Here is a 22,391-nt window from a genome sequence, read left to right as displayed (position 1 = left end):
CTGCTGTGATCAGTCGCGACGCGTCACGCGTCGACGAGCGATGATCACGGCCCCACCCATCACGAGCAGCAGCGCGATGATTGCGGCCGCCGTGGGCAAGCTCTGACCCGTCGTGGGCAGCGCACCCGGAGTGTGCACGGGCGATGCGGAATCGCCCGGCTCGGCAGGTGCCGGCGTCGCCGTCGGGGACGTGCCGGGAGTTCCGGTCGGCTCCGTGGTCGGCTCCGTCGTGGGCTCCGTGGTGGGCTCCGTCGTCGGCTCGGTCGTCGGCTCCGTCGTCGGTTCCGGCGAAGGCTCCGTCGTCGGCTCGGTCACGATCACACCGGCGTCCCACGTCGGGTCGATACCCTGCGTGGCCCGCACCGTCTGATCGCTGGCATCCGTCACCAGACGCGGGTTCGAGTCATCCAGCGTGAACAACACACTCGTGCCGATCCACGCCTTCTCACCGACAACGGCATCCGAATCGTCCGCGACACCACCGGTGTCACCACTGCGCGTGAAGGAGTACGTCTCCCGCAGCTCCTGCGGAATCTCGAACTGCACACGGTACTCACCCGCGGGCAGCTCGTCGAACAGGTAACGACCATCACGGGTCACCGTCTCGGCGACCACCTCACCATCCGCATCCAGCAGACGAACGATGATGCCATCGATGTCCGACTCGCCGGTATCCTGCACGCCATCCTTGTCGGTATCGATCCATGTCCGATCACCGATCGCATACGTCTTCGGCTCCGGCTTGCGAACGATTCCCGCGTCCCAGGTGGGGTCGATGCCCATCGTCGCGGCGACACCATCACGCTTGATGAGTTCGCTGTTGTCGTCGTTCAGCGTGATCACGTCGGTGAGACCCGTCGCCGGGTCCGCATCCGAATCGCGGGTGACATCGTCACCGGACCCGACGGTCGTGAACACGTACTCGGCGGCGACATCCTCGGGCAGCGTGAACCGCACGCGGTACTCTCCTGCCGCAAGCGCGTCGAACAGGTACCGACCATTGGCGTCCGTCGTGGTGGTGTACGGCTGGCCGTCGGCGTTCAGCACCGGCTTCGCGTCCGCGCCCAGCAGCTCCACGCCGACGCCCGGAACCGGACGCAGACCGGTGGAGGGCTGCACGCCATCGCCGGCATCGTCATACCAGACGACGTCACCGATCGCGTAGTTCCTCTCGATCGGCTCGACGGCCGGGTCATTGACGATGCGCGCGGCGGCGCTGGCGCCATCGGCGATCGTGATGGCGACCGACTTGTTCGACGTCGTGCCGTCGTCCGACACGGTGACCGGCTGGTACCCGGCGGGTGCCTTCATCTCAGAGACGCGGTAGGTGCCTTCCTCGGGGACGACGATCGCACGCGGGCGTCCGTCTTCTCCCGCGACAACGACGTTGCCGTCGACAAGGAACGCGTCATCGAGAACCTTCTCCCACGATCCGTCAGCAAGCTGACGGTCCACGCGGAAGCGGGACTTCTCATCGGTGATGAGCCTGTCCGGGTTCGCGGAGTCCTGCTTCTCGATCACGAGCGGGAAGCCGTTGCTCGGCGTGATCGTCGCCTTGGCGGAGCCGATCATGTTGACGATCGACGTGTCCGGGGTCCAGTCGGTGACCGTGACCAGGAAGTTCACGTGGAGCGACTTCAGCGTGCTGAGTCGACCGCTCAGCACCAGCGCGGGTTCGCCGTTCTTCGCGGTGCCCCACGAAGCGGTCAGTCCGCCGCCCAGGTCGTACGTCGTGGTGCTGGCAACGACCTCGTCATCCACCTTGTCGTCGGCGACGAAGCCCTCCCAACGAACACCCTTCGGCAGCACGTCCTCGATCGGGATGATCTGCGTGTTCATCCAGTCGCCGTGGGGGCGCACTTCCACGCGGTAGACGAACGTGTCCTTCACGAGGGTGTTGTCCTCGTACTCGACACGCAGGTTCGACCCGAACGCGCCGTCACCCTGGTACACGGTCTTTCGCACCTCGAGCTCGCTCGAGTACGACGTCACCGAGGCGGTCGCCTCGCTGAGCCACGGGAACTGCGTGCGATCCTCGCCGTACAGGCGGGCGGAGTTCACGAAGTCGATCGTGGTGCGCCCCTCGACGGGGTGCGTCGGCAGGAGGACGCGCAGGTTCAGGTTGCCCTGCTTGTACACCCAGGGGTTCGCGGCGTTGAACGCGTCCGACAGCTTCAGCTCGAGGTTGCCGTCAACGAGAGCGACATCGACATCACCGGCGCGCAGCGCGATTCCGGCGAAGGTTCCACTGATACTCGCCGCGATCTCGGCCAGGTTCGCCTCGGTCACATCGAAGACGGAGTGGTCGACCTCATCGACGATGGTCGACTTCGTCACGTCATACGCGACCTTCCACCCGGTGGTGAAGGTGAACGGAACGCGGGCGACGCCGTCAGCATCGATCCGGGTCTCGTTGTCGGTCGTCTTCGCGAACGCCTCGCGGTCGTTCACGCCGGCACTCACGTCCTTCGGGGTGTACACCTCGAACGACGTCGTGCGCTCGACGGCGGACTTGTCGGTGCGGTACGTGAAGCGCGCGCGGTTGGCGACGTCCCACTGTTGATCCTTGAAGGCATCGCCGGTGCGCGGCTTCAGACTCGAGATGTTCGAGACCGTGGCGGACACCGTGTACGCCTTGTCGACGTACGGGGCGACCCGACCGCCGGCATTGATCTCCAGCACCCCGTTGCGGATGCGGAAGTGGTCGACGAACGCGTCATCGGCGAGGTCTGCATCGGCGGGAGCCTCGGTCAGTGCACGACCCGTGCTGTCCGTCACCGTTCCCACCCACTCGATAGCGGTAGCGCCAGCGCGGTCATCGGCGATGATCACGTTCTGGTTCGGCAGGGTGCCGCTGGGCTTCCCCTCGAATCCCGACAGGTTCGCGGTGAGCGTGTAGGTCACGGCGATCGGCGCGGTGAGGTTGCCCTCCGCGTCCACGGCGATCTGCTGCGCGCTCGCGATCGAGGACGACTTGCCGAAGATTCGACCGAAGTCCGGACCGGCGGGAGCGTTGACGACGTAGTGGATGTCGGCGGTGGCCGACGCCTCCACGCCCGTCTCACCGGTGGTGACGACGTTTGTGAACGGGTGCTTCAGCGTGACGGCTTTCTCCGGGTCGGCCGCGTCGAGCTGCGCCTGCAGGTCGGCGACGATCGCGTCCAGATCGGCGGCTGCGAGGATCGCGGTGTACGTGATCGTCACGCGAGAGTCGGCGGGCATCGTGAACGATGCGTTCAGGCCGTCCGTCGTGGCCGAGATCGGCAGCGGGGCGGTGGTCTTGTTCAGCCCATCGGTCCAGGTGGAGATGGTGGCGGACACGGAGTCCGTCACGATGTCGAGGTCGGCGTCGATGACGTCCTTCAGGACGATCGTGCGCGCCGAAGCGGCGTCGAGCTGGATGGCGTAGCGGACGGTCGCGTTCTCCGGGTGGGAGAGGACCACGCGGCGCTGGCCGTTCACCGTGACGACCTGCCACAGGTTGTCATTGCCGTTCGCCAGCCGCTTCTGGGTGGTGTTCTGGCGGATCGGAGACTGCTCGTCTCCCTTTTTGACGATCGTGAGCGTGGACGTGGTGCGCTCTCCCGCGATGTTCCACTCGACCGTCTGGTCGCGCATCGACTGCTCGGGATTGTCGATCACGAAGGTGAACTTCGCCATCGCCTGCAGCTGAGAGCTGGTCTCGCTCACGCGGAAGCTGAGGGTGCGGGTGGAGGGATCGATCGTGATCGATCCCGGCGCAACAGCATCCAGCGCCTCCAGCGCGGCCTTCAGCGCGGCAACGTCGCTCACCTGACTCGGATACTGCGCGCTGAGGGTCTCACCGGCGTGCGTCGGCACCTCGAACACGAGGGTGGCGTTGTAGGTGGATCCACCGACAACGGTGCCGTTCTTGGGCAGGTTGGTCTCGAAACTGATTCCATCGGTCGCGGCCGCCATCGCTGGAACAGCGATGAGGCCCGTTACCAGCAGCAGGCCCGACAGCAGCGCCGCAAGAGCGACGCGCAGCGGCCTGCGCCGGATGGGAGTGCGATCATCACGCACGGTCATCTCCTCCGACCCCGGGGGCGCACAACAAATAACGCTCCCGCTCACAGGGAGCGGGAGCGTCAGTGCTCTGATCCAGTGCGGCGCGGGCACGCCATGTCGTTGGGGACGCACTCGTAATCGGGGTCGCATCGGGTGACGCACGAGTGTGGGGACACTGAATCGACTTCATCCTATTGATAGCGGATGAGTATCATTCGTGCGCATATACCTCTGCGGGGCTGCCGGTTCGCCCGCCACGCCTGCATTCCCGCGGTTCTGCGCGGTCAGCTCTCGTCACGTCGAACTTCACACAACGTCGCTTTCTCGTGCACAGAACATCGCCGTTGTGATCACACCTCCGCGATCCCCACCAGGGCCCGGCGGGAGCGCTCCCAAGTACCCCTCAGATCTCGCGCCGTGCCCGCGTCTGCTCCGCGCGCGCGGCGAGGAGATCGTCCGCGGGATAGCCCACCTCGGCGAGCGTCAGCCCGCGCGCCACGAGCACCGGGAATGCGCTGCTGCGCACTCGCGCGTCCCGCAGTGTCACCACGTCTTCGGGTTCGAGCCGGCCGGTGCCGACCGCAGCGCAGGCGCCGACGAGGGCGCGCACCATGCTGTGGCAGAACGCATCGGCTTGCAGGTGGGCGATGAGAGTGCCGTCGGCGGCGCGACGCCACTCGTATTCGAGCAGGGTGCGAATGGTGGTGGCCTCGTCACGTGGCTTGCAGTAGGCGGCGAAGTCGTGGAGGCCGATGAGTCGCGACGCGGCGTCGTTCATGCGATCCACGTCGTGCACGCCTCGCATGACGGTGGTCCGGTTGCGCTCGAAGACGTCGTAGCCGCTGATGTCGTCGGCGAGGCGGTATTCGTACCGCCGCCAGACCGCCGAGAAGCGCGCGTCGAACCCTTCGGGAGCTCGTGTGACCGCCCGGACTGTCATGTCGGCATAAGGGCCCAGCACGCCGCGGAGTTTGTCTGCGAGTCGGCCCACGGGCTCGCGCTGGTCACTCGCGCGATGAGAAAGCGCACGCGCTTGCTGGTGCTCGTCCAGATCGACATGGGCGACCTGGCCGGTCGCGTGCACGCCGGCGTCCGTGCGTCCCGCGACCACGATGGTGATCGAGGACCCGACGATTTTGCCGAGGGCGTCTTCCAGGACGCCCTGCACGGTGCGCAGACCCGGCTGCTTCGCCCAGCCCCGGAAGTCGCTGCCGTCGTAGGCGATGTCGAGGCGCAGTCGCATCCCTCCAGCTTACCGGCGCCCCTCCGTTCCCCGCGAGACTTCCGTCTGTGGGCGACACTCGCCGCGTTGCGCGGATTCTCGCCCACAGACGGAAGTCTCGCGGGTCATGGGTGTGGGGCCCACGGGAGCAGCGGGGCGGGGCAGCGCGGGACCGAAATCGACGGAGGGGTAGCGGGAGCCCGGAATCGACGGGAGCAGCGGGGCGGACGTCGGCGCTCGAGGGCACAGCGGGGCCCGGGAACGACGAAGGGGCCCCGCGTGAGCGGGACCCCTTCGACTGCTGTGGCAGTGCGACTTACTTGTCGGCCTCGGCGGTCTCCTCGGCAGCAGCCGCGGGAGCCTCCTCGACGACCTCGGCCTCAGCCTCAGCCTCGGCAGGAGCCTCAACGGTCTCCTCGACGACCTCAGCCTCGGCCGGAGCCTCGACCTTTTCGGTCTTCTCAGCCTTGGGCGCGGCCTTGGTGGTTGCCTTCGCCTTCTTGGTGACGGGCTCGAGGACGAGCTCGATCACGGCCATGGGGGCGTTGTCGCCCTTGCGGTTGCCGATCTTGGTGATGCGGGTGTAGCCACCCTCGCGCTCGGCGACGAGCGGCGCGATCTCCGCGAACAGGATGTGCGTGGCGTTCTTGTCGCCGATGACGCTCAGCACGCGACGACGAGCGTGCAGGTCGCCACGCTTGCCGAAGGTGACCAGACGCTCAGCCAGCGGACGCAGGCGCTTGGCCTTGGTCTCGGTGGTGGTGATCGACTTGTGGGTGAACAGCGCAGCGGCCAGGTTCGCGAGCATCAGACGCTCGTGTGCGGGACCGCCTCCGAGGCGGGGGCCCTTGGTGGGCTTAGGCATGGTGAATTACTCCAGAGATGAAAAGGGGTGAGATCAGATCGCGTCGTCTTCGTAGCCGCTGTAGAAGTGGGCGCCGTCGAAACCGGGCACCGAGTCCTTCAGCGACAGGCCGAGAGACGTGAGCTTGTCACGGACCTCGTCCACCGACTTCTGACCGAAGTTGCGGATGTTCATGAGCTGGGTCTCCGAGAGGGCGACCAGCTCGGACACCGTGTTGATGCCCTCGCGCTTCAGGCAGTTGTAGGAACGAACCGACAGGTCCAGATCCTCAATCGGCATCGACAGCTCGTTCGAGAGGACGGTCTCGACCGGCGCGGGGCCGATCTCGATACCCTCGGCCTCGACGTTCAGCTCGCGGGCGAGACCGAACAGCTCGGTGAGAGTACGTCCGGCCGAGGCAACGGCGTCGCGCGGGGCGATCGCCTGCTTGGTCTCGACGTCCAGGACCAGCTTGTCGAAGTCGGTACGCTCACCCGCACGGGTGGCGTCGACACGGTAGCTGACCTTGAGCACGGGCGAGTAGATCGAGTCGATCGGAATCTGACCCGCCTCGGCGTACTCGTTACGGTTCTGCTGAGCCGAGACGTAGCCGCGGCCGCGCTCGATGGTGAGCTCCAGCTCGAACTTCGCGGTGTCGTTCAGCGTTGCGATCACGAGCTCGGGGTTGTGCACCTCGACGCCCGCCGGAGCGGAGATGTCCGCTGCCGTGACCTCGCCCGCGCCGGTCTTGCGCAGGTAGGCGGTGATCGGCTCGTCGCGCTCGGAAGAGACGACCAGCTGCTTGATGTTCAGGATGATCTCGGTGACATCTTCCTTCACACCCGGAATGGTGCTGAACTCGTGCAGCACGCCGTCGATGCGGATGCTCGTGACGGCCGCTCCCGGGATCGAGGAGAGGAGGCTGCGACGAAGCGCGTTTCCGATGGTGTATCCGAATCCGGGCTCCAGCGGCTCGATGACGAACCGGCTGCGGAACTCCCCGATCTTCTCCTCGGTCAGAGTGGGACGCTGTGCAATAAGCACTCTGTGTTCCTTTCGATCAAGTGCCCGCTATATGACACTTGCGGTGGTGAGGTCTTGAGTTGTGGTCGCCTCGATGATGATCGAGGCGGGAAGCCTGCGCCGCGCCGGGGTTCACCCGGCGCGGCGAGAGGACTCAGACGCGGCGACGCTTCGGGGGGCGGCAGCCGTTGTGCGCCTGCGGGGTCACGTCGGAGATCGAACCGACCTCGAGACCCGCGGCAGTCAGCGAACGGATGGCCGTCTCGCGACCCGAACCCGGGCCCTTGACGAAGACGTCGACCTTCTTCACGCCGTGCTCCTGCGCGCCCTTGGCGGCAGCCTCGGCAGCCATGCCAGCGGCGTACGGGGTCGACTTGCGCGAGCCCTTGAAGCCCACTCCACCGGACGAGGCCCACGCGATGACAGCGCCGGTCGGGTCGGTGATGGAAACGATCGTGTTGTTGAACGTCGACTTGATGTGGGCCTGGCCCAGCGCGATGTTCTTCTTCTCCTTGCGACGCGGCTTGCGCGCGGCAGTCTTGGGTGCAGCCATGTGCTTCTCCTAATCCTTGCCGCCGCTGATCAGCGGCCGGCCTTCTTCTTGCCGGCGACGGTCTTCTTCGGACCCTTGCGCGTGCGGGCGTTGGTCTTGGTGCGCTGTCCGCGAACCGGGAGACCGCGGCGGTGGCGGAGACCCTCGTACGAACCGATCTCGACCTTGCGGCGGATGTCGGCTGCGACCTCACGGCGGAGGTCACCCTCAACCTTGTAGTTGGCGTCGATGTAGTCACGCAGCGCGACCAGCTGGTCGTCGCTGAGGTCCTTGACGCGGATGCTCTCGTCGATCTCGACCTGCTTGAGGATCTCGACGGAGCGGGTACGGCCGATGCCGTAGATGTAAGTGAGTGCGATCACCACGCGCTTGTCGCGCGGGATGTCTACGCCGGCAAGACGTGCCATGCGGTTCTCCTAGGAGTGATGGAGGTGTGGAGCAGGATCTGTGCTCGGGCCTCCGACCCGAGGTGTCCCCCACGAATGGGTTGTTGTTCCTGCCTTGATGTCTGTATTCAGTTGTCAGATCCGCGCCGAAGCGCGGGTGTCAGCCCTGGCGCTGCTTGTGACGCGGGTTGCTCTTGCAGATGACCATGACGCGGCCGTGACGACGGATCACGCGGCAGTGGTCGCAGATGGGCTTGACGGAGGGATTGACCTTCATGGTGCTTCCTTATCGCTGTCTTCGTACCGGGATCGCTCCCGGCCGTTACTTCCCGACCGGATGTTGGATCAGCGGTAGCGGTAGACGATGCGGCCACGCGTGAGGTCGTAGGGGCTCAGCTCCACGACAACACGGTCTTCGGGGATGATGCGGATGTAGTTCTGCCGCATCTTTCCGGAGATCGTAGCCAGCACCTTGTGTCCGTTGGTGAGTTCGACGCGGAACATCGCGTTCGGCAACGCCTCGGACACCGTGCCTTCGATTTCGATGACACCGTCTTTCTTAGCCATACACTCGCTGACGCTCAGCAGACCGGTCGGTCTGCGGTGGATGATGAATCGGTGTCAGAGACACGCCAATGAAGGCGCAAGACACCAAAGATTGATACTACGTGATATCCACAGGGCTCGCAAATGCCGCCCAGCCTGCTCTCAGGCGCGCCACGCCAACTTTCTTCGAAGAATTTTCCCGATCGTGTCGATCGGGGCGTTCCCCGTTCGACGTCTTCAGTGAGAGGGTCGAGAAGCGTCCCCCCAGAAGGAGAAGAACCGATGAAGGTCATGCTGATCATGCGAGCCACCGACGACGCGGTTGCAGCATACAAGGAGTTGCCGTTCGAAGAGGTCATCGAGAAGATGGGCCGCTTCAACGAGGAGATGATGAAGGCCGGCGTGCTGCTGGCCGGGGACGGCCTCGCCGACGACCCTGCCAACTCGTTCGTTGTGGACTTCTCCGGTGATGAGCCCCTCGTGACCGATGGCCCCTACGGCGAGACGAAGGAGCTGTTCAACGGCTTCTGGATCCTGCAGGTGGCCGATCGCGAGGAAGCCGTGCAGTGGGCGAAGCGCGTTCCGCTGGGCGCCGGCTCGAAGATCGAGGTGCGTCGGGTGACCGATGAGTCCGACTTCCCCGCCGATAACGAGTGGATCGAGAAGGAAGCGGGCTGGCGCGACGAGCAGGCCGCTCGCTGAGCACGGATATCGCGATGACCACGCAGGAGACGGCCGGAGCGGCGGAATCCGCGCACCGTGCCGTCTCCGCGGCGTGGCGCATGGACGCCCCGCGCATCGTGGCAACGCTCGCGCGCTACACCGGCGATTTCGCCCTCGCAGAGGATCTCGCACAGGACGCCTTCGCCGACGCGCTGCGGCAGTGGCCCATGGAGGGGATTCCGCACAACCCGGCGGCTTGGCTGACCACCGCTGCCAAGCGCAAGGCCGTGGACGGCTGGCGTCGGAACGAGCGCTACACGGATCGGCTCGCGCAGCTCGGCCAGGAGCTGCGCGAGGACACGGGCGACGAGCTGCCCTGGGATCCCGATGTCATCGACGACGATGTGCTGCGTCTGGTGTTCATCGCGTGTCACCCCGCGCTCGGGCGCGAGGCACAGGTCGCCCTCACTCTGCGGACTGTCGCGGGGTTGGAGACGGAGCAGATCGCCCGCGCATTCCTGACGTCGACCGCCACCGTGCAGCAGCGCATCGTGCGGGCGAAGCGGGCGCTGGGCGACGCAGGCGTCGCGTTCGAGACCCCGACGCGTGACGAGTGGAGCAAGCGCCTGGGCACGGTGCTCGGAGTGGTGTACCTCATCTTCACGGAAGGGCACACCGCCACCGAGGGCGACGAGGTGCTGCGTCCGGAACTCGCCCGCGAGGCGCTGCGGCTCGGGCGCATGCTCACCGCCCTGCTCCCCCGCGAGCCCGCGCCGTGGGGATTGCTGGCGCTCATGGAACTCACGGCAGCACGCTTCCCCGCCCGCACCGGGCCCGATGGCGCACCGGTGCCGCTCGAGGAGCAGGATCGGCGACTGTGGGATCGTTCCGCGATCCTGCGTGGTCGGGCCGCGCTGAATCGGGTCGACGCCCTGGGGCGCGGAAGAGGCGCCTATGCGCTGCAGGCGGCCATCGCCGAGCAGCACGCGATCGCCTCGGACGTGGCCGGCACGGACTGGGACGTCATCGTGCGCTGCTACGACGGGCTGCTGTCGCTCTCTGGATCGCCGGTGGTCGCGCTCAATCGGGCCGTGGCCGTGTCGATGCGCGACGACCCGGAAGCCGCTCTCGCGCTGGTGGACGATCTGGCGCACGACCGACGACTCACGCAGTCACACCTGCTGCCCACGGTGCGCGGCGAGCTGCTGTCCCGGCTCGGGCGAGACAGCGAGGCGGCCGCGGAATTCGATCGTGCGGCAGAGCTCACGCGGAATGCCCGTGAGCGCGCCTACTTCCTCGCGCGCGCAGCTCACCGCGGCTGACCTCAGCGGAACACGCGGACCGACTGCTCGTTCGTCTCGGTGTCGCACAGGGTGACCCGCCACGCGGAGCCCGCTTCGTCCTCGATCCGCGCGAGCTCGATGATCACGGGACTGGGCCACTCCTCACCGGATTCGACGGCGACACCATAGGCGGAGAGGCTCTGTCCGGAGGTCTCCGCAGGGGTGAGAGTCACGGACCGACTCACCACCACATCGTGCGTGGCCACATCCATCAGCGCTTCGCGTCCTGCGGTCGAGTCGTCGAGGCGCTCGCCCCAGAAGTCAGTTCCCGTGTCGTGACTCCGCACACGCCAGAGCCAGCGATCATCGATGTACTCCAACCGTAGGCCGACAACGGCACCACCCACGGCATCGGACTCGGACGTGAAGCCCTCCAGCCAATCGCTGGCCCAGAGGAACGGGTTGGGCAGACAGGTACCCGGGTAGTCGGCGCCGAGCGGACCTGGCTCCGGAATGCTCCCCGCGAAGGTGCAGGAGGTGAGTCCCACCGTGACGGCCGCACCGAGGGCGATCATCTGGATGCCTCGTACTCTCATCGCCCCACGGTATGCCGGGCGGCTCGAGAAGCCAATGTCGAAGGCCTCGGGTACCGTGCCGACATGGATGACCTCGCCGCTGCTCAAACCCTCTACGACACGGTGGCCGACTCGTACGCAAGGCTGCTCCCGGACGCCACGTTCGAGGCGGAGGAGGAGCTGGCGATGATCACCCGCTTCGCCGGCCTGTTGCCGTCCGAGCCCCGGGTGCTGGATGCCGGCTGTGGGACCGGGCGCATGCAGCCGGTGCTGCGTTCACTCATGCCGCGCATGCACGCGGCGGGCGTAGATCTCTCTGATCGCATGCTGGAGCACGCACGACGCGGACACCCGGAGGCCGAGTTTCGGCCGGGGCGGCTCGCCGAGCTTCCCTTCGAGCCAGGATGCTTCGACGCCGTCTTCGCGTGGTACTCGATCATCCATACCGCTCCCGCCGATCTCGCCCCCGTCTTCGCAGAGATGCGGCGTGTGATCACGACCCGTGGCCTGGTGCTCCTGGGATTTCAGCACGGCAGCGGCGAGCGCCACCGATCCACCGCTTACGGACACCGAGTCGCACTGCACGCACATCTGCATTCTGCCGCCGGCACCGCCGAGACGCTGGAGGCGACCGGGTTCAGCGTGATCGAAGCACTGGCGCGGCCGGCCCGCGCCGGCGAGGCGGAGGATCAGGGATTCGTGCTGGCGCGGGCCTCATGATGCAGCGTCGGAATGGCGGTCTTCACTCCGCTCCCGGGGGGACTGGGCGAGCCAGCCGATCAGGCCGGACAGAGCAGACACCCCGCCCAGCATCGTCAGCGCCGCGGGGAGCGTCCATGCTGTCGCGACGGCGCCGACGAGCAGCGGACCACCGGCGTCGCCGATCTCCCGTCCCAGCTCGGCGCTGCCCATAGTCCGTCCCATGCGCGCGTCGGGAGTCACGTCAGCGAGATGGGCGAAGGCCAGCGGAGTGACGGTTCCCGTCATCAGTCCGAACGCGGACGCAGCCACGAGAATGGTCACGGCGCCGGGCGCGATCGCGAGCAGCACGAGCGCCGCGGCGGCGAGAACGAGACCCGCTGTACTTCCCACACGCGTCGAGATCTTGCCGTCATCCCGCCACCGTCCGACGAGGGGTTGTACGGCGGTGGAGACGAGGGCCAGGACGGCCACGGCCACCGCGCCCAGAATCGGCGGAAGCCCGAGTCGCGTGGCAAGGAGAGGAAGGAAGCCCACGGCAACGCCGATGACCGCGGTGCTCGTGGCAAGCATCAGTGTGGGCACGAGGAATCCACGCGCGGTGACCTCACGCGCCAGGTCGACCAGTGTCGTGCGCGTGCGTGGCAGGACGGGAAGAGCAGGCATGGCGAGCGCGATCCACGCCGCCGCGACGATCGCGAGGGCACCGAGCACCGCGTACACGGCCGCGATCCCCGCCCACTGAGTGAGCAGGATGCCGAGCAGGGGTCCGAGCACGTAGCCGAGGCTCTTCCACGCGCCATAGCGACCGAAGTAACGACCGAGTCGTTGCTTCCCCGCGAGACGCGCAACCGACGCCGAGGAGGCCGGCGAGAATGCCGACGCCGCGGCGCCCTGACCGAGACGCGCGAGCGCAAGAGCCAGCACAGTGGGCATCACGAAGGCAACCGCGGAGGCGGCCGCGAATGCCACGAGTCCGCCGATGATCACCGGCTTCGCACCGATCCTGTCGCTCAGAGCACCGAACAGGGGCTTCAGCACGACCTCGGCGAGGTCGTACAGCGCGAGCACAAGTCCCAGGCCGAGCAGAGACATGCCGATCTCGTCGTTCTCGGATCCCAGCACGGAGGCAACGCCGTGCGCGCCGAACGCCGTCGTGAATCCGGCGAGATAGAGAGGAGCCAGGCCTCGTGGGGTGGGGGAATTGTTCGTCACAAACACGAGAGTAACAGCCGTTACATTGTCGCAAGTGACAAGCCTGCTAGCGTCGGGTCATGCAGCATGAGGTGTCCTGGCTGTTCGCCCTGGTCCAGATCCCCGCCGAGCCGTCGCGTCATCGCGTCGCCGTGTGGCGGGAGCTGAAGCGCGCGGGCGCGGTCACGATCGCACAGGGAACCTGGGCACTCCCCGACGCGACCCGCTCACGGGCTGCCCTGGATCGCGCCGGCGAACTGGCGGCGGAGGGTGGCGGCCAGGTCGCTGTCTTCACCGTGGATCCGCAGAACGATGCGGCACGCACGGTCGTAGCCGACCTGTATCGCGACGCCCGCATGGACGAGTGGCGCGAGTTCGACGCGGACTGCGGCAAGTTCGAGGCGGAGATCGCGTCCGAGATCGCGAAGGAGAAGTTCACCTTCGCCGAACTCGAAGAGGAGGAACAGAGCCTGGATCGCCTCCGCCGCTGGTACCGCGATCTGAAGCGCCGCGACGTGCTCGGACTCCCGGAAGCGGAGACGTCGGCGAAACGTCTGCGCGCGTGTGAGCGCGCTCTCGAACGCTTCGCCGACCTTGTCTATGCCGCGGATCGGTCCGCGTAAGAAGCCACGGATGCCTCAGTCCTACGGTCGGGCGACCACCAGACGCAAGGACCCGTCGAAGGTCGACTGTCCGCGGAGCACACCAAACCGGCGATCCCACTCGCCGGAAGCGAGATCCGCCCGCAGCCGACGTTCGAAGCGCTCCTCGACATCGGGGGCGACAAAGCTCCATGCCGAGTTCGCCAAGCGGGCACCGGGATCCAGGAGCACCTCGGGCCGCGCGAAGTACGCCTCGCCGAATCCATCGGTGCAGTCGTGGGGAATCGGCACGTTGATCACCTCGGTCGTCCCGCCGAGCTCACGCCGGATGTCGGCGATGCGCGGATACCTTCCCGCTTCGACGGCGATGACCTCCGGCGCGTACCAGGCCAGCCAGAAGCGATCCAGAGCAAACGGATCACACGTCAGAACAACCACCGGCCCGCGGGCAACCCGACGCATCTCCCGGAGCCCGGCCGCGCGATCGCGCCACTGGTGCACGGTGAAGGTCGCGAGAGCGGCGTCAAACGTGTCGTCCGCGAACGGCAGCGCCTCGGCCACGGCATCGATAGCCGGAGAGAGGTGCTCGGGGCGCTGGGAGCGCATGACAGCACTGGGCTCGACCGCCGTGACCGCACGATCGGTCGGCTCGTACGAACCGGCACCCGCGCCCACATTGACGACGGTGCGGGCGCCACCGAACGCCGCCTGTATCTCTGCGGAAATGCGCGCGTCCGCACGACGATACGACTGGTAGTCACGTCCGATCCGCCCGTAGTCGGCATCCCCCGCACTCCCGTCCGCTGTCACTGCACGCCTCATCTGATTCCCGATCTCTGTCATGACTTCAGTCCACAGCCGGTGACGAAATAACTCTAATGAAACTATTTGAGTGGGCGATAACCTTTCAGAATGCAGCTCGAACATGTGCGCTCTTTCCTCGCGATCGTCGATTCGGGTTCGTTCCGAGCCGCGGCGCTTCTGCGCAACCTCTCCCAGCCCGCCCTGACCAAGCAGATGCAGTCATTCGAACGCTGGGCGGGTACGGAGCTGATCGACCGTTCGCACCACGGCGCCACGCTGTCTCCCGCCGGCCGAGCTCTCGTCGATCACGCCCGCGCGCTGGTCGCGCGGGCCGACGCTTTCGGAGATCACACCCGACGCGTGGCGGAGGGACGCACGGGGACACTCAGCGTGGGTTTCGGCATGTCGAGCCTGCGTCAAGTGCCGGCCGCCATCCGAAGACTTCGCGCGGGCCGCCCGGACCTCAGCATCACGCTCGAAGATCTGTCGTCCACCCAGCAGCAGGCGCAGATCCGCGACGGCATCTTGGACGTCGGCTTCGGGCGACGCCCCGCGACTGATCGGGGCCTCGTCTTTCGGCCGGTGTGGACCGACAGGCTCGCCTACGCGACCAGTGATCGGGGTGTCGATCCCACAGACATTCGGCACGCTCTCATCGATCGCCCGCTCGCCCGCCTGGCACGCGACAACGGTCCGGGTCTGGCCCAACAGGTCGAGGCCGTCGAACACGCATGGTCAGTTCGCGCCGACACCCTGACCACCACGCATGACCTCCTCACCCTGATCGCGATCACCTCGGCCGGCGTCGGGCCTGCGATCATTCCACTGAGCAGCCGCCATCTCACACCGCCCCACGTGCAGGTGATCCCGATCCCCGGGCCGGAGGCGGAATGGATCATCGGGGCCACCTGGCGCGCCGGCAGTCACAACACCGCCGTTTCGACGCTGGTCACCCTTGCGGAGGAAGTGTCCGGGGAACTGCTCACAGGAAACAAATCACAAAAAGATAACGGCGTGTCCTTCCCTTCCGTTACCTCGCCGTTATAGAGTTCACAACAGGTAGTTGTTTTGCTGTGGCAGCTGCCGACATGTGATTGCAGGACACTCTTGGTGCAAGGGACGAGGGCCGATCGGACAACATCCGATCGGCCCTCACTCTTTCGCCGGCGGCTACACCCCGCCGCCACCACCGCCACCCGAGCCGCCGCCGCTGAAGCCGCCACCACCGGAACCTCCAGAGGATGACGAGCTCGACGAACTCGCGAGCGCACTGCTGATCCCGCCGGTGATGCCGCCGATGCTGCTCGAGAACGAGTGACCATCGAAGGCGCCGTACCCCGCGTACCAGTACGGCACAACCTGCGCGCTCTCGTAGTACACGGTGATCTGCCGAGCCCACGCCTTCTCCTGCCCGAACACCACCGCGTACGGGAGCAGGGGCTCATACAGACGCAGCACCTGGCGCGGGTCGCGGACATCGACCAGCGCGACCCGCTCCGCTCCGTGCGGAGACTGCAGCATCCGGATGCGATCCGCCTCGGCCCACTCGATGAACTCCTTGAGCCCGGCGAGGTGGTCGCGCAGCTCCGCGCCGGGCGACGACAGCGGACGCTTGGCCACCAGCACACCGATCATCACCACGATGATGCCCGAGGCCACCGCGATGGCGTTGCCGATGGTCACTCCCCCGCTGTGTCGGGCGATGAGGATGCATGCCACGAAACTCGCGGCCGCCAGCACGATCGTGACGAGCACCGGCAACGCCCGCACCCATCCGGGGACCGCGCGCCGTAACCCGCGCGCAACCTGCTCGCGATCGGCGGCCTTGAGAATCGCGGTCACCGATCGAGCCAGGGCAGGGTCCTGCTTGCCGAAGGTGTACTCCTCGCCGATCCGCGGATTGTCACCGAAGATGCCGCGCAACAGAGCGCGTCCGTCGGCGTCGCCGGCCAGATCCGGACGCACCAGTCGGATCGTCAGACTCCGACGCCCGCCGTCGAGGATCACGATCGAACCGCGAACGGCCTGTTCCAGAACTTCAGCGGCCGTGCCCTTGTCCTTCTTCCCCAACAGCACCGCGGCGCCGAGAGCGTCAACTCCCGGCGGCGGCGTGTACTGCGGGATGACCGTCGGGTATCCCGGCTGATCCTTCAGCCGGGTGCGACGGAGGCCGATCGCCCAGCCCAGCATCGCCAGCACCCCGGCGCTCAGACCCACCTGGAGGGGGCCCGCGGGGGTCGCGAAGTAGCTCGTGTCGTAGGGGGTGAAGGTGCCCGCCGCGAACGCCACGGCAATGCTCATGTTGCCGCCGACACCGAGGTCGCCAGTGGACGCCGTGATCGTCCCGTCGGCCGCGCGGGAGATGTCACAGCGATCACGGGATCCCTGCACGCCGCGGTAGCAGGCCAGATCGCCGGCGAGGGAATCAGCGATCTCCGGATCGATGCGCAGTGTCGCGGTCACCGAACCGAAGGGCTGGGCCCAGCCGGTGCCGTTGATGTCGCGGTAGAACTCGTCCACGTCGGTGTCGGCGAAGTACTTCACCACGTTGTGCGAGGTGTAGGTGATGACGTAGGTCTGCGCGCCGTGCACGTAGTCGTCTGTTGCGATCGTGACGGCGAGGAATCCGTCCGTCTCCTCCGTCTCGTACGAGCGCGCGGCACCGGACTCGTCGGTGACGGACTCGACGTCGATGTTCGTCGGCACGCCCTGATAGTCCAGCGGAATCATGCGGCGGATGCCGTGGTTCTGATCGATCTCCGGGAACTGCGCCACCAGGGTCTCCACGGTGCGCAGCACGCTGGCGCCGTCGTCGTCACGGGAGAGCGTCATATCCGCGGACATGCTGCTGAAGGTGAAGTCGTCCACGCCGAGGGGAGCGGCCGTCGCGGGGGAGGCGACTCCGAGCGCGCTGAGCATCACGAGGACCAGGAGCAACGGCCGAACGAGCACGTTTCGCATGCGGCCAGGCTACGTCACGCCCTGCCGCCGCACCGTCTGGGCACGAGCTCCCGCTAACCTGGACGCATGAACAACCGCAGGCTGGCGATGGAGGCATGGGAGAGCCTTTTTCGCGCGCAGCATCGCGTGTTCGAGGAGATCAGCCGCGACTTCGACGGCAGCCTGCTCTCGCAGCAGGAGTACGACGTGCTGCTCACGGTGGTCCGCTCCGCCGACATGACCGCGCGCCTGCGCGACGTGACCTCCCGATCCCTGATCTCACAGCCCAGCGTGTCGCGTCTGGTCGATCGGATGGCTGCCCGCGGACTGGTCACCAAGCGCACCGATCCGGACGATGGACGCGGCTCGCTCATCACGGCCACGGCCGAGGGAGAGCGCCGCTTCCGCATCCTCGGCACGCGCCACGGGACGTCCATCGCCGAGCGCATGTCGGTGCTGACGCCGGAGGAGCAGCAGGTGCTGCTCGCGCTCACCACGAAGCTGCGGACCGCCACCGGAGACTGATCCGGTCACCAGCGGTTGTGGACGTCCTCGGCCCACCCCAGCACACCGTCGAATCGCACAGTCTCCTCCCCGGTGTCGAACGTTCCGCTCCAGTGCCCGAAGCACTGATCGGTCGACGATGACAGCAGACCCAGGTTCGTCCGCGAGCGCTTGTCGTGAAACGGCACGAACTCCGCGTCGAACCCGCCGCCGCTGATCTGCCAGGGACGAAGGTAATCGGCGGTGTCGTAGTCCCACACCAGCTGCTCGCTGATCTTGTGCAGCCGGGTTCCGAGCAGCACCGAGTTCTCCGTCGACCCGGTGCCGTCGGTCCACTGACCACCCACCTGGATGCCGATGACACGTCCGTCGTCCAGGCGTCCAGACCCCGCACCCCAGTTCCAGCGCACGTCATGCGGCCAGCGACCACGGCCGTGATCCAGCACCGCCCACGACTCTCCTGCCGGCACGTCGGTCACGGCCCCCCGCACGGTCACCGTTCCCGATGCCGGCCTCGCGACATCCTTCACGGTGTACTGGAATCGCGTCCGGCTCCACGGCACGACGACGGCGAGCCGCTCGTGGCCCGCCGGCAGCTCCGCGATCACATCGAAGGACGCATCCGGAATCGCGGCGCGCACACGAGTGCCGCCGGTCACCTCCTCGATGTCGATCGACAGCGCGCCGACGCGGGCTCGAGCCGGTCCGCCCTCGAGATTCGCGGGCAGGGTGGCGGAGCGCGCCCCGATCCCAGTGGCACCGCGTCCGATCGACTCCCCGGTGGCCCGATCGAAGACCCACACCTCATGGACGGCGGCGAAGTCCAGCGATGACACGGTCAGCGCGAGCAGGTGCGTGGGCGTGGTGATGCACCAGTACTCCCACCGCTTATTGCGACCCCACGAGCGCCGACCGTCGATGCCTGACGTGTCGACGATCGGCTGATGCGCCCAGCCGTGCGCGGACGGGTTGAACGCACCGTCGGCACCGATGAGCGGCACACGCTGATGAAGCTCGCGTTCGATCATGCGCACCATCCTGGCACGCACCCTCCTTTGGCCCTGCCGGTGCCATCTGGGATAGTCGAAGGTAACGGATCGGCAACAGGGCCGGACGAAGGGGGAGGTTCCCATGGAGGTAGCCGCAGGAATCGGCATCCTGATCGTGGTCGGTGTGGCTTTCGTCGCGCTGGTCGTGATCGGTCTCATCGTGCTGCTGCTCGCACGCAGCTGGATCAAGGTCGCCCGCGCCGACGAAGCGCTGGTCATCTCGGGACGCAAACAGAAGGTGCAGGTCACCGTCGCCACGCGCGGGACGGATGGACAGGTGCTCCCACAGTCACAGATCGAGGAGTCGCCGGTCACCGTGATCGTGAACGGCAAGGCTCTCGTCAACCCGATCACTCAGCGGCACGAGATCATCTCGCTGCGCTCGCGTCAGGTGCTCCTCAACGCCGAGGCGCAGTCGCTGGACAACGTCACGCTGAACGTCGACGGCGTCGCCATCGTGAAGATCGGCTCCGACCCGCTCTTCGTGCGCCGCGCAGCCGAGCGCTTCGCCTCGCAGGACAAGGCCATCGAGCAGTTCACCACCGAGCAGCTGGAAGGTGCGCTGCGCGGGATCGTGGCAACGCTCTCCGTCGTGGAGCTCATGCGTGAGCGCAAGAAGTTCTCCGATCAGATCGCCATCGAGGTCTCGCAGGAGCTCGCGGAGCAGGGTCTGATCCTGGACTCCTTCCAGATCAAGGGCATCACCGACAAGGTCGGCTACATCCAGTCCCTGGGTGCTCCGGAGATCCAAGCCAAGCGCCAGTCCGCGATGATCGCGCAGACGAACGCCGACCGCGCCATCAACCAGAAGAACATCGCCAACAACGAGGCGAACCTCATCGAGCAGACCGCGCTCGACACGAACACCGCCAATGCGTCGGCCGAGATCGGTCGCGCTCGTGCGCACGCCGAGCAGGCCGAGCAACTGGCCCGTGCTCAGACCGAGCAGGCCGTTCTTCAGCAGCAGGCCGAGAACAAGCAGGCTCAGCTCGATGCAGACATCAAGCGTGTCGCCGACGCGCAGAGGTATGAGGCGGAGACCCGCGCCCAGGCCGATTTGTACGCGCGCGAGAAGGCGGCCGAGGCCGCGGCGATCGAGCAGGTCAAACAGGCCGAGGCGCGCACCCGTATCGCGGAGCAGCAGGCCGAGGCCGATAAGGCTCGTGCGGCCGGTGAGGCAGCGGCAGCGGAAGCTCAGGCAACGGGTGCCGCCAACGCCCTGCGCGCCCAGGCGGATGCAGAAGCAACGGCTCGCCGCCTCCGTGCGGCCGCCGAGGCAGAAGCCATCCGCATCGAGGGTGAAGCGCGCGCCGCGGCCGTCGAGGCCGAGGCCGAGGCCATCGCGTCCAACCAGGATGCGTTCATGTCGCAGCGGGTGCTCGAGGTGCTGCCGTCGATCATGGCGGAGTTCGCCAAGGGCTACGCGACGATCGGCAACGTGTCGATCGTCGGCGGCTCCAGCGAAGAGGGCGCGTCGCGACTGGTGGGGGCAGACACCGCCACCGCGCTGCGCAGCGTGTTCGACAGCGTCAGCGCCGCCACCGGTCTCGATCTCGCCGGCATCATCCAGGGCCAGGCCGTGGGTCGAGGCATCGGTGAAGGTGTGGCGCGCGCAGCCGCGACTCCGCCAGCCGAGAAGCTCGGCGGCGCCGCTGAGGCAGCGATCAACGCGGCGAAGGCTGCAGCCGACAACTGAGTCCACCCCCGCAGCGCCCGTCCCGGTCCGGGGCGGGCGCTGCGTCGTGTCCGGCGTCATCGCGTCCGAGAAACCCAGGCAAGTCCGAGAAACCCCGCAACGCAGGGTTTCTCGGACTTGCCTGGGTGTCTCGCGGCGACGACGTGCGTGAGCGCGCTACGGCGTGCGGCGGCGGAGCGTGAGCGGTGCGAGCACGAGGAACACCACGGCGAACGCGGCCACGATGAGCACCGGACGCCAGAGGTCCCAGCCGTCATCTCCTGCGGTCACCGCCTGCACGGCATCGATGGCGTGGCTCAGCGGGAGCCACTCGGAGATCGCGTACAGCACATCCGGCATCTGATCACGCGGCATGAACAGGCCGCCGAGGATGATCTGCGGGAACACCAGAACGGGCATGAACTGCACCGCCTGGAACTCGGACTGCGCGAAGGCGCTGGCCAACAGTCCGAGCGAGGTGCCAAGCAGTGCGTCGATCACCGCCACGAGCCCGAGCTGCCAGAGCTCGCCGGACAGTGTGAGACCGCAGACGTACACGGCGAACGTCACGGTGACCACCGCCTGCACCACGGCCAGGAGTCCGAAGGCGAGGGCGTAGCCCAGCACGAAATCCGCACGGCCGAGCGGTGTGGTCATCAGACGCTCCAGGGTGCCCGAACGGCGCTCCCGCAGGGTGGTGATCGAGCTCACCAGGAACATCACGATGAAGGGGAACAGGGCGAGGATCGCGCCGCCGAACGCGTCGAACACGCCGGTCTTGTCGGTGAAGAGCCACGCGAAGAGGCCGACCAGCAGGCTGGGCGCCACCACCATCAGCGCGATGGAGCGCGGATCATGACGCAGCTGCGTGAGCACCCGCCCCGCGGTCGCGAACATCCGGCGCGGGTTCATGACGCCTCCCTCCGATCGCGGCGCAGGTGCGGATGGGCGACGGAGTCTCGCGCGATGAGCTCGAGGAACGCCTGCTCGGGATCGCTCCGGCCGGTGTCGGCCAGCAGCTCCGCGGGGGTCGTGTCGGCCACGAGCCGCCCATCGCGAATGAGCAGCAGCCGATCGCAGCGCAGCGCCTCATCCATCACGTGGCTCGACACGACAAACGTGGTTCCGCGCTCCGCGACGGAGCGGAACAGGTCCCACAGCTCGGAGCGCAGCACCGGATCCAGTCCGACCGTCGGCTCGTCGAGCACGATGAGCTCGGGACTTCCCAGCAGCGCGACACCGAGTGAGACCCGATTCGCCTGCCCACCACTGAGCGCGGCGACCGCGCGTGACGCGTGCGACGCCAGGCCAACCTGGTCGATGACCAGATCCACCTGGTCGCGCCCGATACCCAGCACGCGCGCGAAGTACGTGAGGTTTTGCCGCACGGTCAGATCGGCGTACACCGCGGACCCCTGCGTGCCGTATGCCACGCGACGCCGCAGGGCTGCGGAGCCAGCGGTCGCTCCGAGCACGCGAACGCTGCCGCCCTGAATTCGCTGCACCCCGACGATCGCCCGCATCAGGGTGGTCTTGCCGCACCCCGACGGGCCGAGGAGGCCGGTAATCCGCCCCCGCGCGATGCGAAGGGACAGCGTGTCGAACACCTCGTGGCGGCCACGCCGCACCCGCAGCCCGTCGACCACGACGGCATCCATGCTGTTCATGGCATGAATTATGGACCCGGGTGCAGCGGTGCGACAGGGGGCTCCACCCGTGCCAACCGTTCCGAAGCGAGGAGATATCCGCAGAACGAGGATCAGAACACGGAATCCGGCACGCCGTGGACGAAATCTCCTC

General features: G+C 67.0%; 22 protein-coding genes. 7 read left to right on the top strand and 15 right to left on the bottom strand.

The genetic code is table 11. The features are described 5' to 3' along the window. Positions 1–9: 9 nt before the first annotated feature. The 8 genes from ACI3KU_RS13710 to infA all read right to left on the bottom strand — a co-directional run bounded on the left by ACI3KU_RS13710 (position 10) and on the right by infA (position 8,624). Complete coding sequence (locus ACI3KU_RS13710; protein ID WP_404922863.1) at positions 10–4,044, bottom strand: SdrD B-like domain-containing protein; 4,035 nt, start codon at positions 4,042–4,044, stop codon at positions 10–12. A 388-nt stretch (positions 4,045–4,432) separates the two neighbouring features. Further along, positions 4,433–5,272 (bottom strand): tRNA pseudouridine(38-40) synthase TruA, encoded by an 840-nt coding sequence (gene truA, locus ACI3KU_RS13705; protein ID WP_404922862.1) that lies wholly within the window; start codon positions 5,270–5,272, stop codon positions 4,433–4,435. A gap of 295 nt (positions 5,273–5,567) precedes the next feature. Beyond that, complete coding sequence (rplQ, locus tag ACI3KU_RS13700) at positions 5,568–6,116, bottom strand: 50S ribosomal protein L17 (RefSeq protein WP_404922861.1); 549 nt, start codon at positions 6,114–6,116, stop codon at positions 5,568–5,570. A 33-nt stretch (positions 6,117–6,149) separates the two neighbouring features. Beyond that, entirely contained in the window at positions 6,150–7,139 is a 990-nt protein-coding gene (locus tag ACI3KU_RS13695) for a DNA-directed RNA polymerase subunit alpha (RefSeq protein ID WP_404922860.1), read from the bottom strand. 133 nt (positions 7,140–7,272) lie between these two features. Continuing rightward, on the bottom strand, positions 7,273–7,671 hold the full coding sequence (gene rpsK, locus ACI3KU_RS13690; protein WP_231090569.1) for a 30S ribosomal protein S11: 399 nt from the start codon (positions 7,669–7,671) through the stop codon (positions 7,273–7,275). Between the two features lie 29 nt (positions 7,672–7,700). Then, positions 7,701–8,078, bottom strand: coding sequence for a 30S ribosomal protein S13 (gene rpsM, locus ACI3KU_RS13685; protein ID WP_404922859.1), 378 nt, complete (start codon positions 8,076–8,078; stop codon positions 7,701–7,703). Between the two features lie 139 nt (positions 8,079–8,217). Beyond that, positions 8,218–8,334, bottom strand: a complete 117-nt coding sequence (gene rpmJ / locus ACI3KU_RS13680; RefSeq protein WP_071644008.1) for a 50S ribosomal protein L36 — start codon at positions 8,332–8,334, stop codon at positions 8,218–8,220. Positions 8,335–8,402: 68 nt separating this feature from the next. Then, on the bottom strand, positions 8,403–8,624 hold the full coding sequence (infA, locus tag ACI3KU_RS13675) for a translation initiation factor IF-1 (RefSeq protein ID WP_013583992.1): 222 nt from the start codon (positions 8,622–8,624) through the stop codon (positions 8,403–8,405). A 261-nt stretch (positions 8,625–8,885) separates the two neighbouring features. Between infA and ACI3KU_RS13670 the strand changes: the two genes are divergently transcribed. Continuing rightward, positions 8,886–9,305, top strand: a complete 420-nt coding sequence (locus ACI3KU_RS13670) for a YciI family protein (RefSeq protein WP_404922858.1) — start codon at positions 8,886–8,888, stop codon at positions 9,303–9,305. Between the two features lie 14 nt (positions 9,306–9,319). After that, entirely contained in the window at positions 9,320–10,588 is a 1,269-nt protein-coding gene (locus ACI3KU_RS13665) for an RNA polymerase sigma factor (RefSeq protein WP_404922857.1), read from the top strand. A 2-nt stretch (positions 10,589–10,590) separates the two neighbouring features. Here the strand turns inward: ACI3KU_RS13665 and ACI3KU_RS13660 are convergent, their stop codons facing one another. Continuing rightward, positions 10,591–11,145 carry a hypothetical protein gene (locus tag ACI3KU_RS13660; RefSeq protein ID WP_404922856.1) on the bottom strand — a complete coding sequence of 185 codons (555 nt, stop codon included), beginning with the start codon at positions 11,143–11,145 and terminating at the stop codon, positions 10,591–10,593. A gap of 63 nt (positions 11,146–11,208) precedes the next feature. Here ACI3KU_RS13660 and ACI3KU_RS13655 point away from each other — a divergent pair, with 63 nt between their 5' ends. After that, entirely contained in the window at positions 11,209–11,844 is a 636-nt protein-coding gene (locus ACI3KU_RS13655; protein ID WP_404922855.1) for a class I SAM-dependent DNA methyltransferase, read from the top strand. Here the strand turns inward: ACI3KU_RS13655 and ACI3KU_RS13650 are convergent. Beyond that, positions 11,839–13,038, bottom strand: a complete 1,200-nt coding sequence (locus tag ACI3KU_RS13650; protein ID WP_404922854.1) for an MFS transporter — start codon at positions 13,036–13,038, stop codon at positions 11,839–11,841. The two genes, ACI3KU_RS13655 and ACI3KU_RS13650, sit on opposite strands and share 6 nt — an antisense overlap. Positions 13,039–13,097: 59 nt before the next feature. On the opposite strand from ACI3KU_RS13650, the gene ACI3KU_RS13645 reads away from it, so the two are divergent. Beyond that, positions 13,098–13,640, top strand: coding sequence for a Chromate resistance protein ChrB (locus ACI3KU_RS13645; RefSeq protein WP_404922853.1), 543 nt, complete (start codon positions 13,098–13,100; stop codon positions 13,638–13,640). A gap of 21 nt (positions 13,641–13,661) precedes the next feature. On the opposite strand, the gene ACI3KU_RS13640 is transcribed toward ACI3KU_RS13645, so the two are convergent. Continuing rightward, on the bottom strand, positions 13,662–14,462 hold the full coding sequence (locus tag ACI3KU_RS13640; RefSeq protein ID WP_404922852.1) for a class I SAM-dependent methyltransferase: 801 nt from the start codon (positions 14,460–14,462) through the stop codon (positions 13,662–13,664). Positions 14,463–14,531: 69 nt separating this feature from the next. Between ACI3KU_RS13640 and ACI3KU_RS13635 the strand changes: the two genes are divergently transcribed. Beyond that, a complete protein-coding gene (locus ACI3KU_RS13635; protein ID WP_404922851.1) occupies positions 14,532–15,470 on the top strand; it encodes a LysR family transcriptional regulator in 939 nt (312 codons plus the stop codon). Between the two features lie 123 nt (positions 15,471–15,593). On the opposite strand, the gene ACI3KU_RS13630 is transcribed toward ACI3KU_RS13635, so the two are convergent. Next, the gene (locus tag ACI3KU_RS13630; RefSeq protein WP_404922850.1) at positions 15,594–17,384 is read right to left on the bottom strand and encodes a DUF2207 domain-containing protein; all 1,791 of its coding nucleotides are present in this window, start codon (positions 17,382–17,384) and stop codon (positions 15,594–15,596) included. A 66-nt stretch (positions 17,385–17,450) separates the two neighbouring features. Here ACI3KU_RS13630 and ACI3KU_RS13625 point away from each other — a divergent pair, with 66 nt between their 5' ends. Next, positions 17,451–17,888, top strand: a complete 438-nt coding sequence (locus ACI3KU_RS13625) for a MarR family winged helix-turn-helix transcriptional regulator (protein ID WP_404922849.1) — start codon at positions 17,451–17,453, stop codon at positions 17,886–17,888. Between the two features lie 5 nt (positions 17,889–17,893). Here the strand turns inward: ACI3KU_RS13625 and ACI3KU_RS13620 are convergent, their stop codons facing one another. Continuing rightward, positions 17,894–18,895 carry a DUF2804 domain-containing protein gene (locus ACI3KU_RS13620; protein ID WP_404922848.1) on the bottom strand — a complete coding sequence of 334 codons (1,002 nt, stop codon included), beginning with the start codon at positions 18,893–18,895 and terminating at the stop codon, positions 17,894–17,896. A gap of 103 nt (positions 18,896–18,998) precedes the next feature. Here ACI3KU_RS13620 and ACI3KU_RS13615 point away from each other — a divergent pair, with 103 nt between their 5' ends. Beyond that, the gene (locus tag ACI3KU_RS13615) at positions 18,999–20,612 is read left to right on the top strand and encodes an SPFH domain-containing protein (RefSeq protein ID WP_404922847.1); all 1,614 of its coding nucleotides are present in this window, start codon (positions 18,999–19,001) and stop codon (positions 20,610–20,612) included. A 156-nt stretch (positions 20,613–20,768) separates the two neighbouring features. On the opposite strand, the gene ACI3KU_RS13610 is transcribed toward ACI3KU_RS13615, so the two are convergent. Both ACI3KU_RS13610 and ACI3KU_RS13605 read right to left on the bottom strand, forming a co-directional pair. Then, positions 20,769–21,503 carry an ABC transporter permease gene (locus ACI3KU_RS13610; RefSeq protein ID WP_404922846.1) on the bottom strand — a complete coding sequence of 245 codons (735 nt, stop codon included), beginning with the start codon at positions 21,501–21,503 and terminating at the stop codon, positions 20,769–20,771. Beyond that, positions 21,500–22,258, bottom strand: coding sequence for an ABC transporter ATP-binding protein (locus ACI3KU_RS13605; protein ID WP_404922845.1), 759 nt, complete (start codon positions 22,256–22,258; stop codon positions 21,500–21,502). The genes ACI3KU_RS13610 and ACI3KU_RS13605 overlap by 4 nt, the downstream gene beginning before the upstream one ends. Positions 22,259–22,391: the final 133 nt, after the last annotated feature.

The sequence above is a fragment of the Microbacterium sp. ZW T5_56 genome (assembly GCF_044987425.1).
Taxonomy (GTDB): Bacteria; Actinomycetota; Actinomycetes; order Actinomycetales; family Microbacteriaceae; genus Microbacterium.
Note: the sequence above shows the minus strand (reverse complement) of the source record. Positions and strands in the feature narration are given on the sequence as shown.

Coding starts and splice junctions, on each gene's coding strand:
- ACI3KU_RS13645 (WP_404922853.1), top strand. CDS start 13,098: ATGCAGCATGAGGTGTCCTGGCTGTTCGCCCTGGTCCAGATCCCCGCC.
- ACI3KU_RS13655 (WP_404922855.1), top strand. CDS start 11,209: ATGGATGACCTCGCCGCTGCTCAAACCCTCTACGACACGGTGGCCGAC.
- truA (WP_404922862.1), bottom strand. CDS start 5,272: ATGCGACTGCGCCTCGACATCGCCTACGACGGCAGCGACTTCCGGGGC.
- ACI3KU_RS13640 (WP_404922852.1), bottom strand. CDS start 14,462: ATGACAGAGATCGGGAATCAGATGAGGCGTGCAGTGACAGCGGACGGG.
- rplQ (WP_404922861.1), bottom strand. CDS start 6,116: ATGCCTAAGCCCACCAAGGGCCCCCGCCTCGGAGGCGGTCCCGCACAC.
- ACI3KU_RS13635 (WP_404922851.1), top strand. CDS start 14,532: ATGCAGCTCGAACATGTGCGCTCTTTCCTCGCGATCGTCGATTCGGGT.
- rpsM (WP_404922859.1), bottom strand. CDS start 8,078: ATGGCACGTCTTGCCGGCGTAGACATCCCGCGCGACAAGCGCGTGGTG.
- ACI3KU_RS13620 (WP_404922848.1), bottom strand. CDS start 18,895: ATGATCGAACGCGAGCTTCATCAGCGTGTGCCGCTCATCGGTGCCGAC.
- ACI3KU_RS13615 (WP_404922847.1), top strand. CDS start 18,999: ATGGAGGTAGCCGCAGGAATCGGCATCCTGATCGTGGTCGGTGTGGCT.
- ACI3KU_RS13625 (WP_404922849.1), top strand. CDS start 17,451: ATGAACAACCGCAGGCTGGCGATGGAGGCATGGGAGAGCCTTTTTCGC.
- rpmJ (WP_071644008.1), bottom strand. CDS start 8,334: ATGAAGGTCAATCCCTCCGTCAAGCCCATCTGCGACCACTGCCGCGTG.
- ACI3KU_RS13660 (WP_404922856.1), bottom strand. CDS start 11,145: ATGAGAGTACGAGGCATCCAGATGATCGCCCTCGGTGCGGCCGTCACG.
- infA (WP_013583992.1), bottom strand. CDS start 8,624: ATGGCTAAGAAAGACGGTGTCATCGAAATCGAAGGCACGGTGTCCGAG.
- rpsK (WP_231090569.1), bottom strand. CDS start 7,671: ATGGCTGCACCCAAGACTGCCGCGCGCAAGCCGCGTCGCAAGGAGAAG.
- ACI3KU_RS13670 (WP_404922858.1), top strand. CDS start 8,886: ATGAAGGTCATGCTGATCATGCGAGCCACCGACGACGCGGTTGCAGCA.
- ACI3KU_RS13630 (WP_404922850.1), bottom strand. CDS start 17,384: ATGCGAAACGTGCTCGTTCGGCCGTTGCTCCTGGTCCTCGTGATGCTC.
- ACI3KU_RS13665 (WP_404922857.1), top strand. CDS start 9,320: ATGACCACGCAGGAGACGGCCGGAGCGGCGGAATCCGCGCACCGTGCC.
- ACI3KU_RS13610 (WP_404922846.1), bottom strand. CDS start 21,503: ATGAACCCGCGCCGGATGTTCGCGACCGCGGGGCGGGTGCTCACGCAG.
- ACI3KU_RS13605 (WP_404922845.1), bottom strand. CDS start 22,258: ATGAACAGCATGGATGCCGTCGTGGTCGACGGGCTGCGGGTGCGGCGT.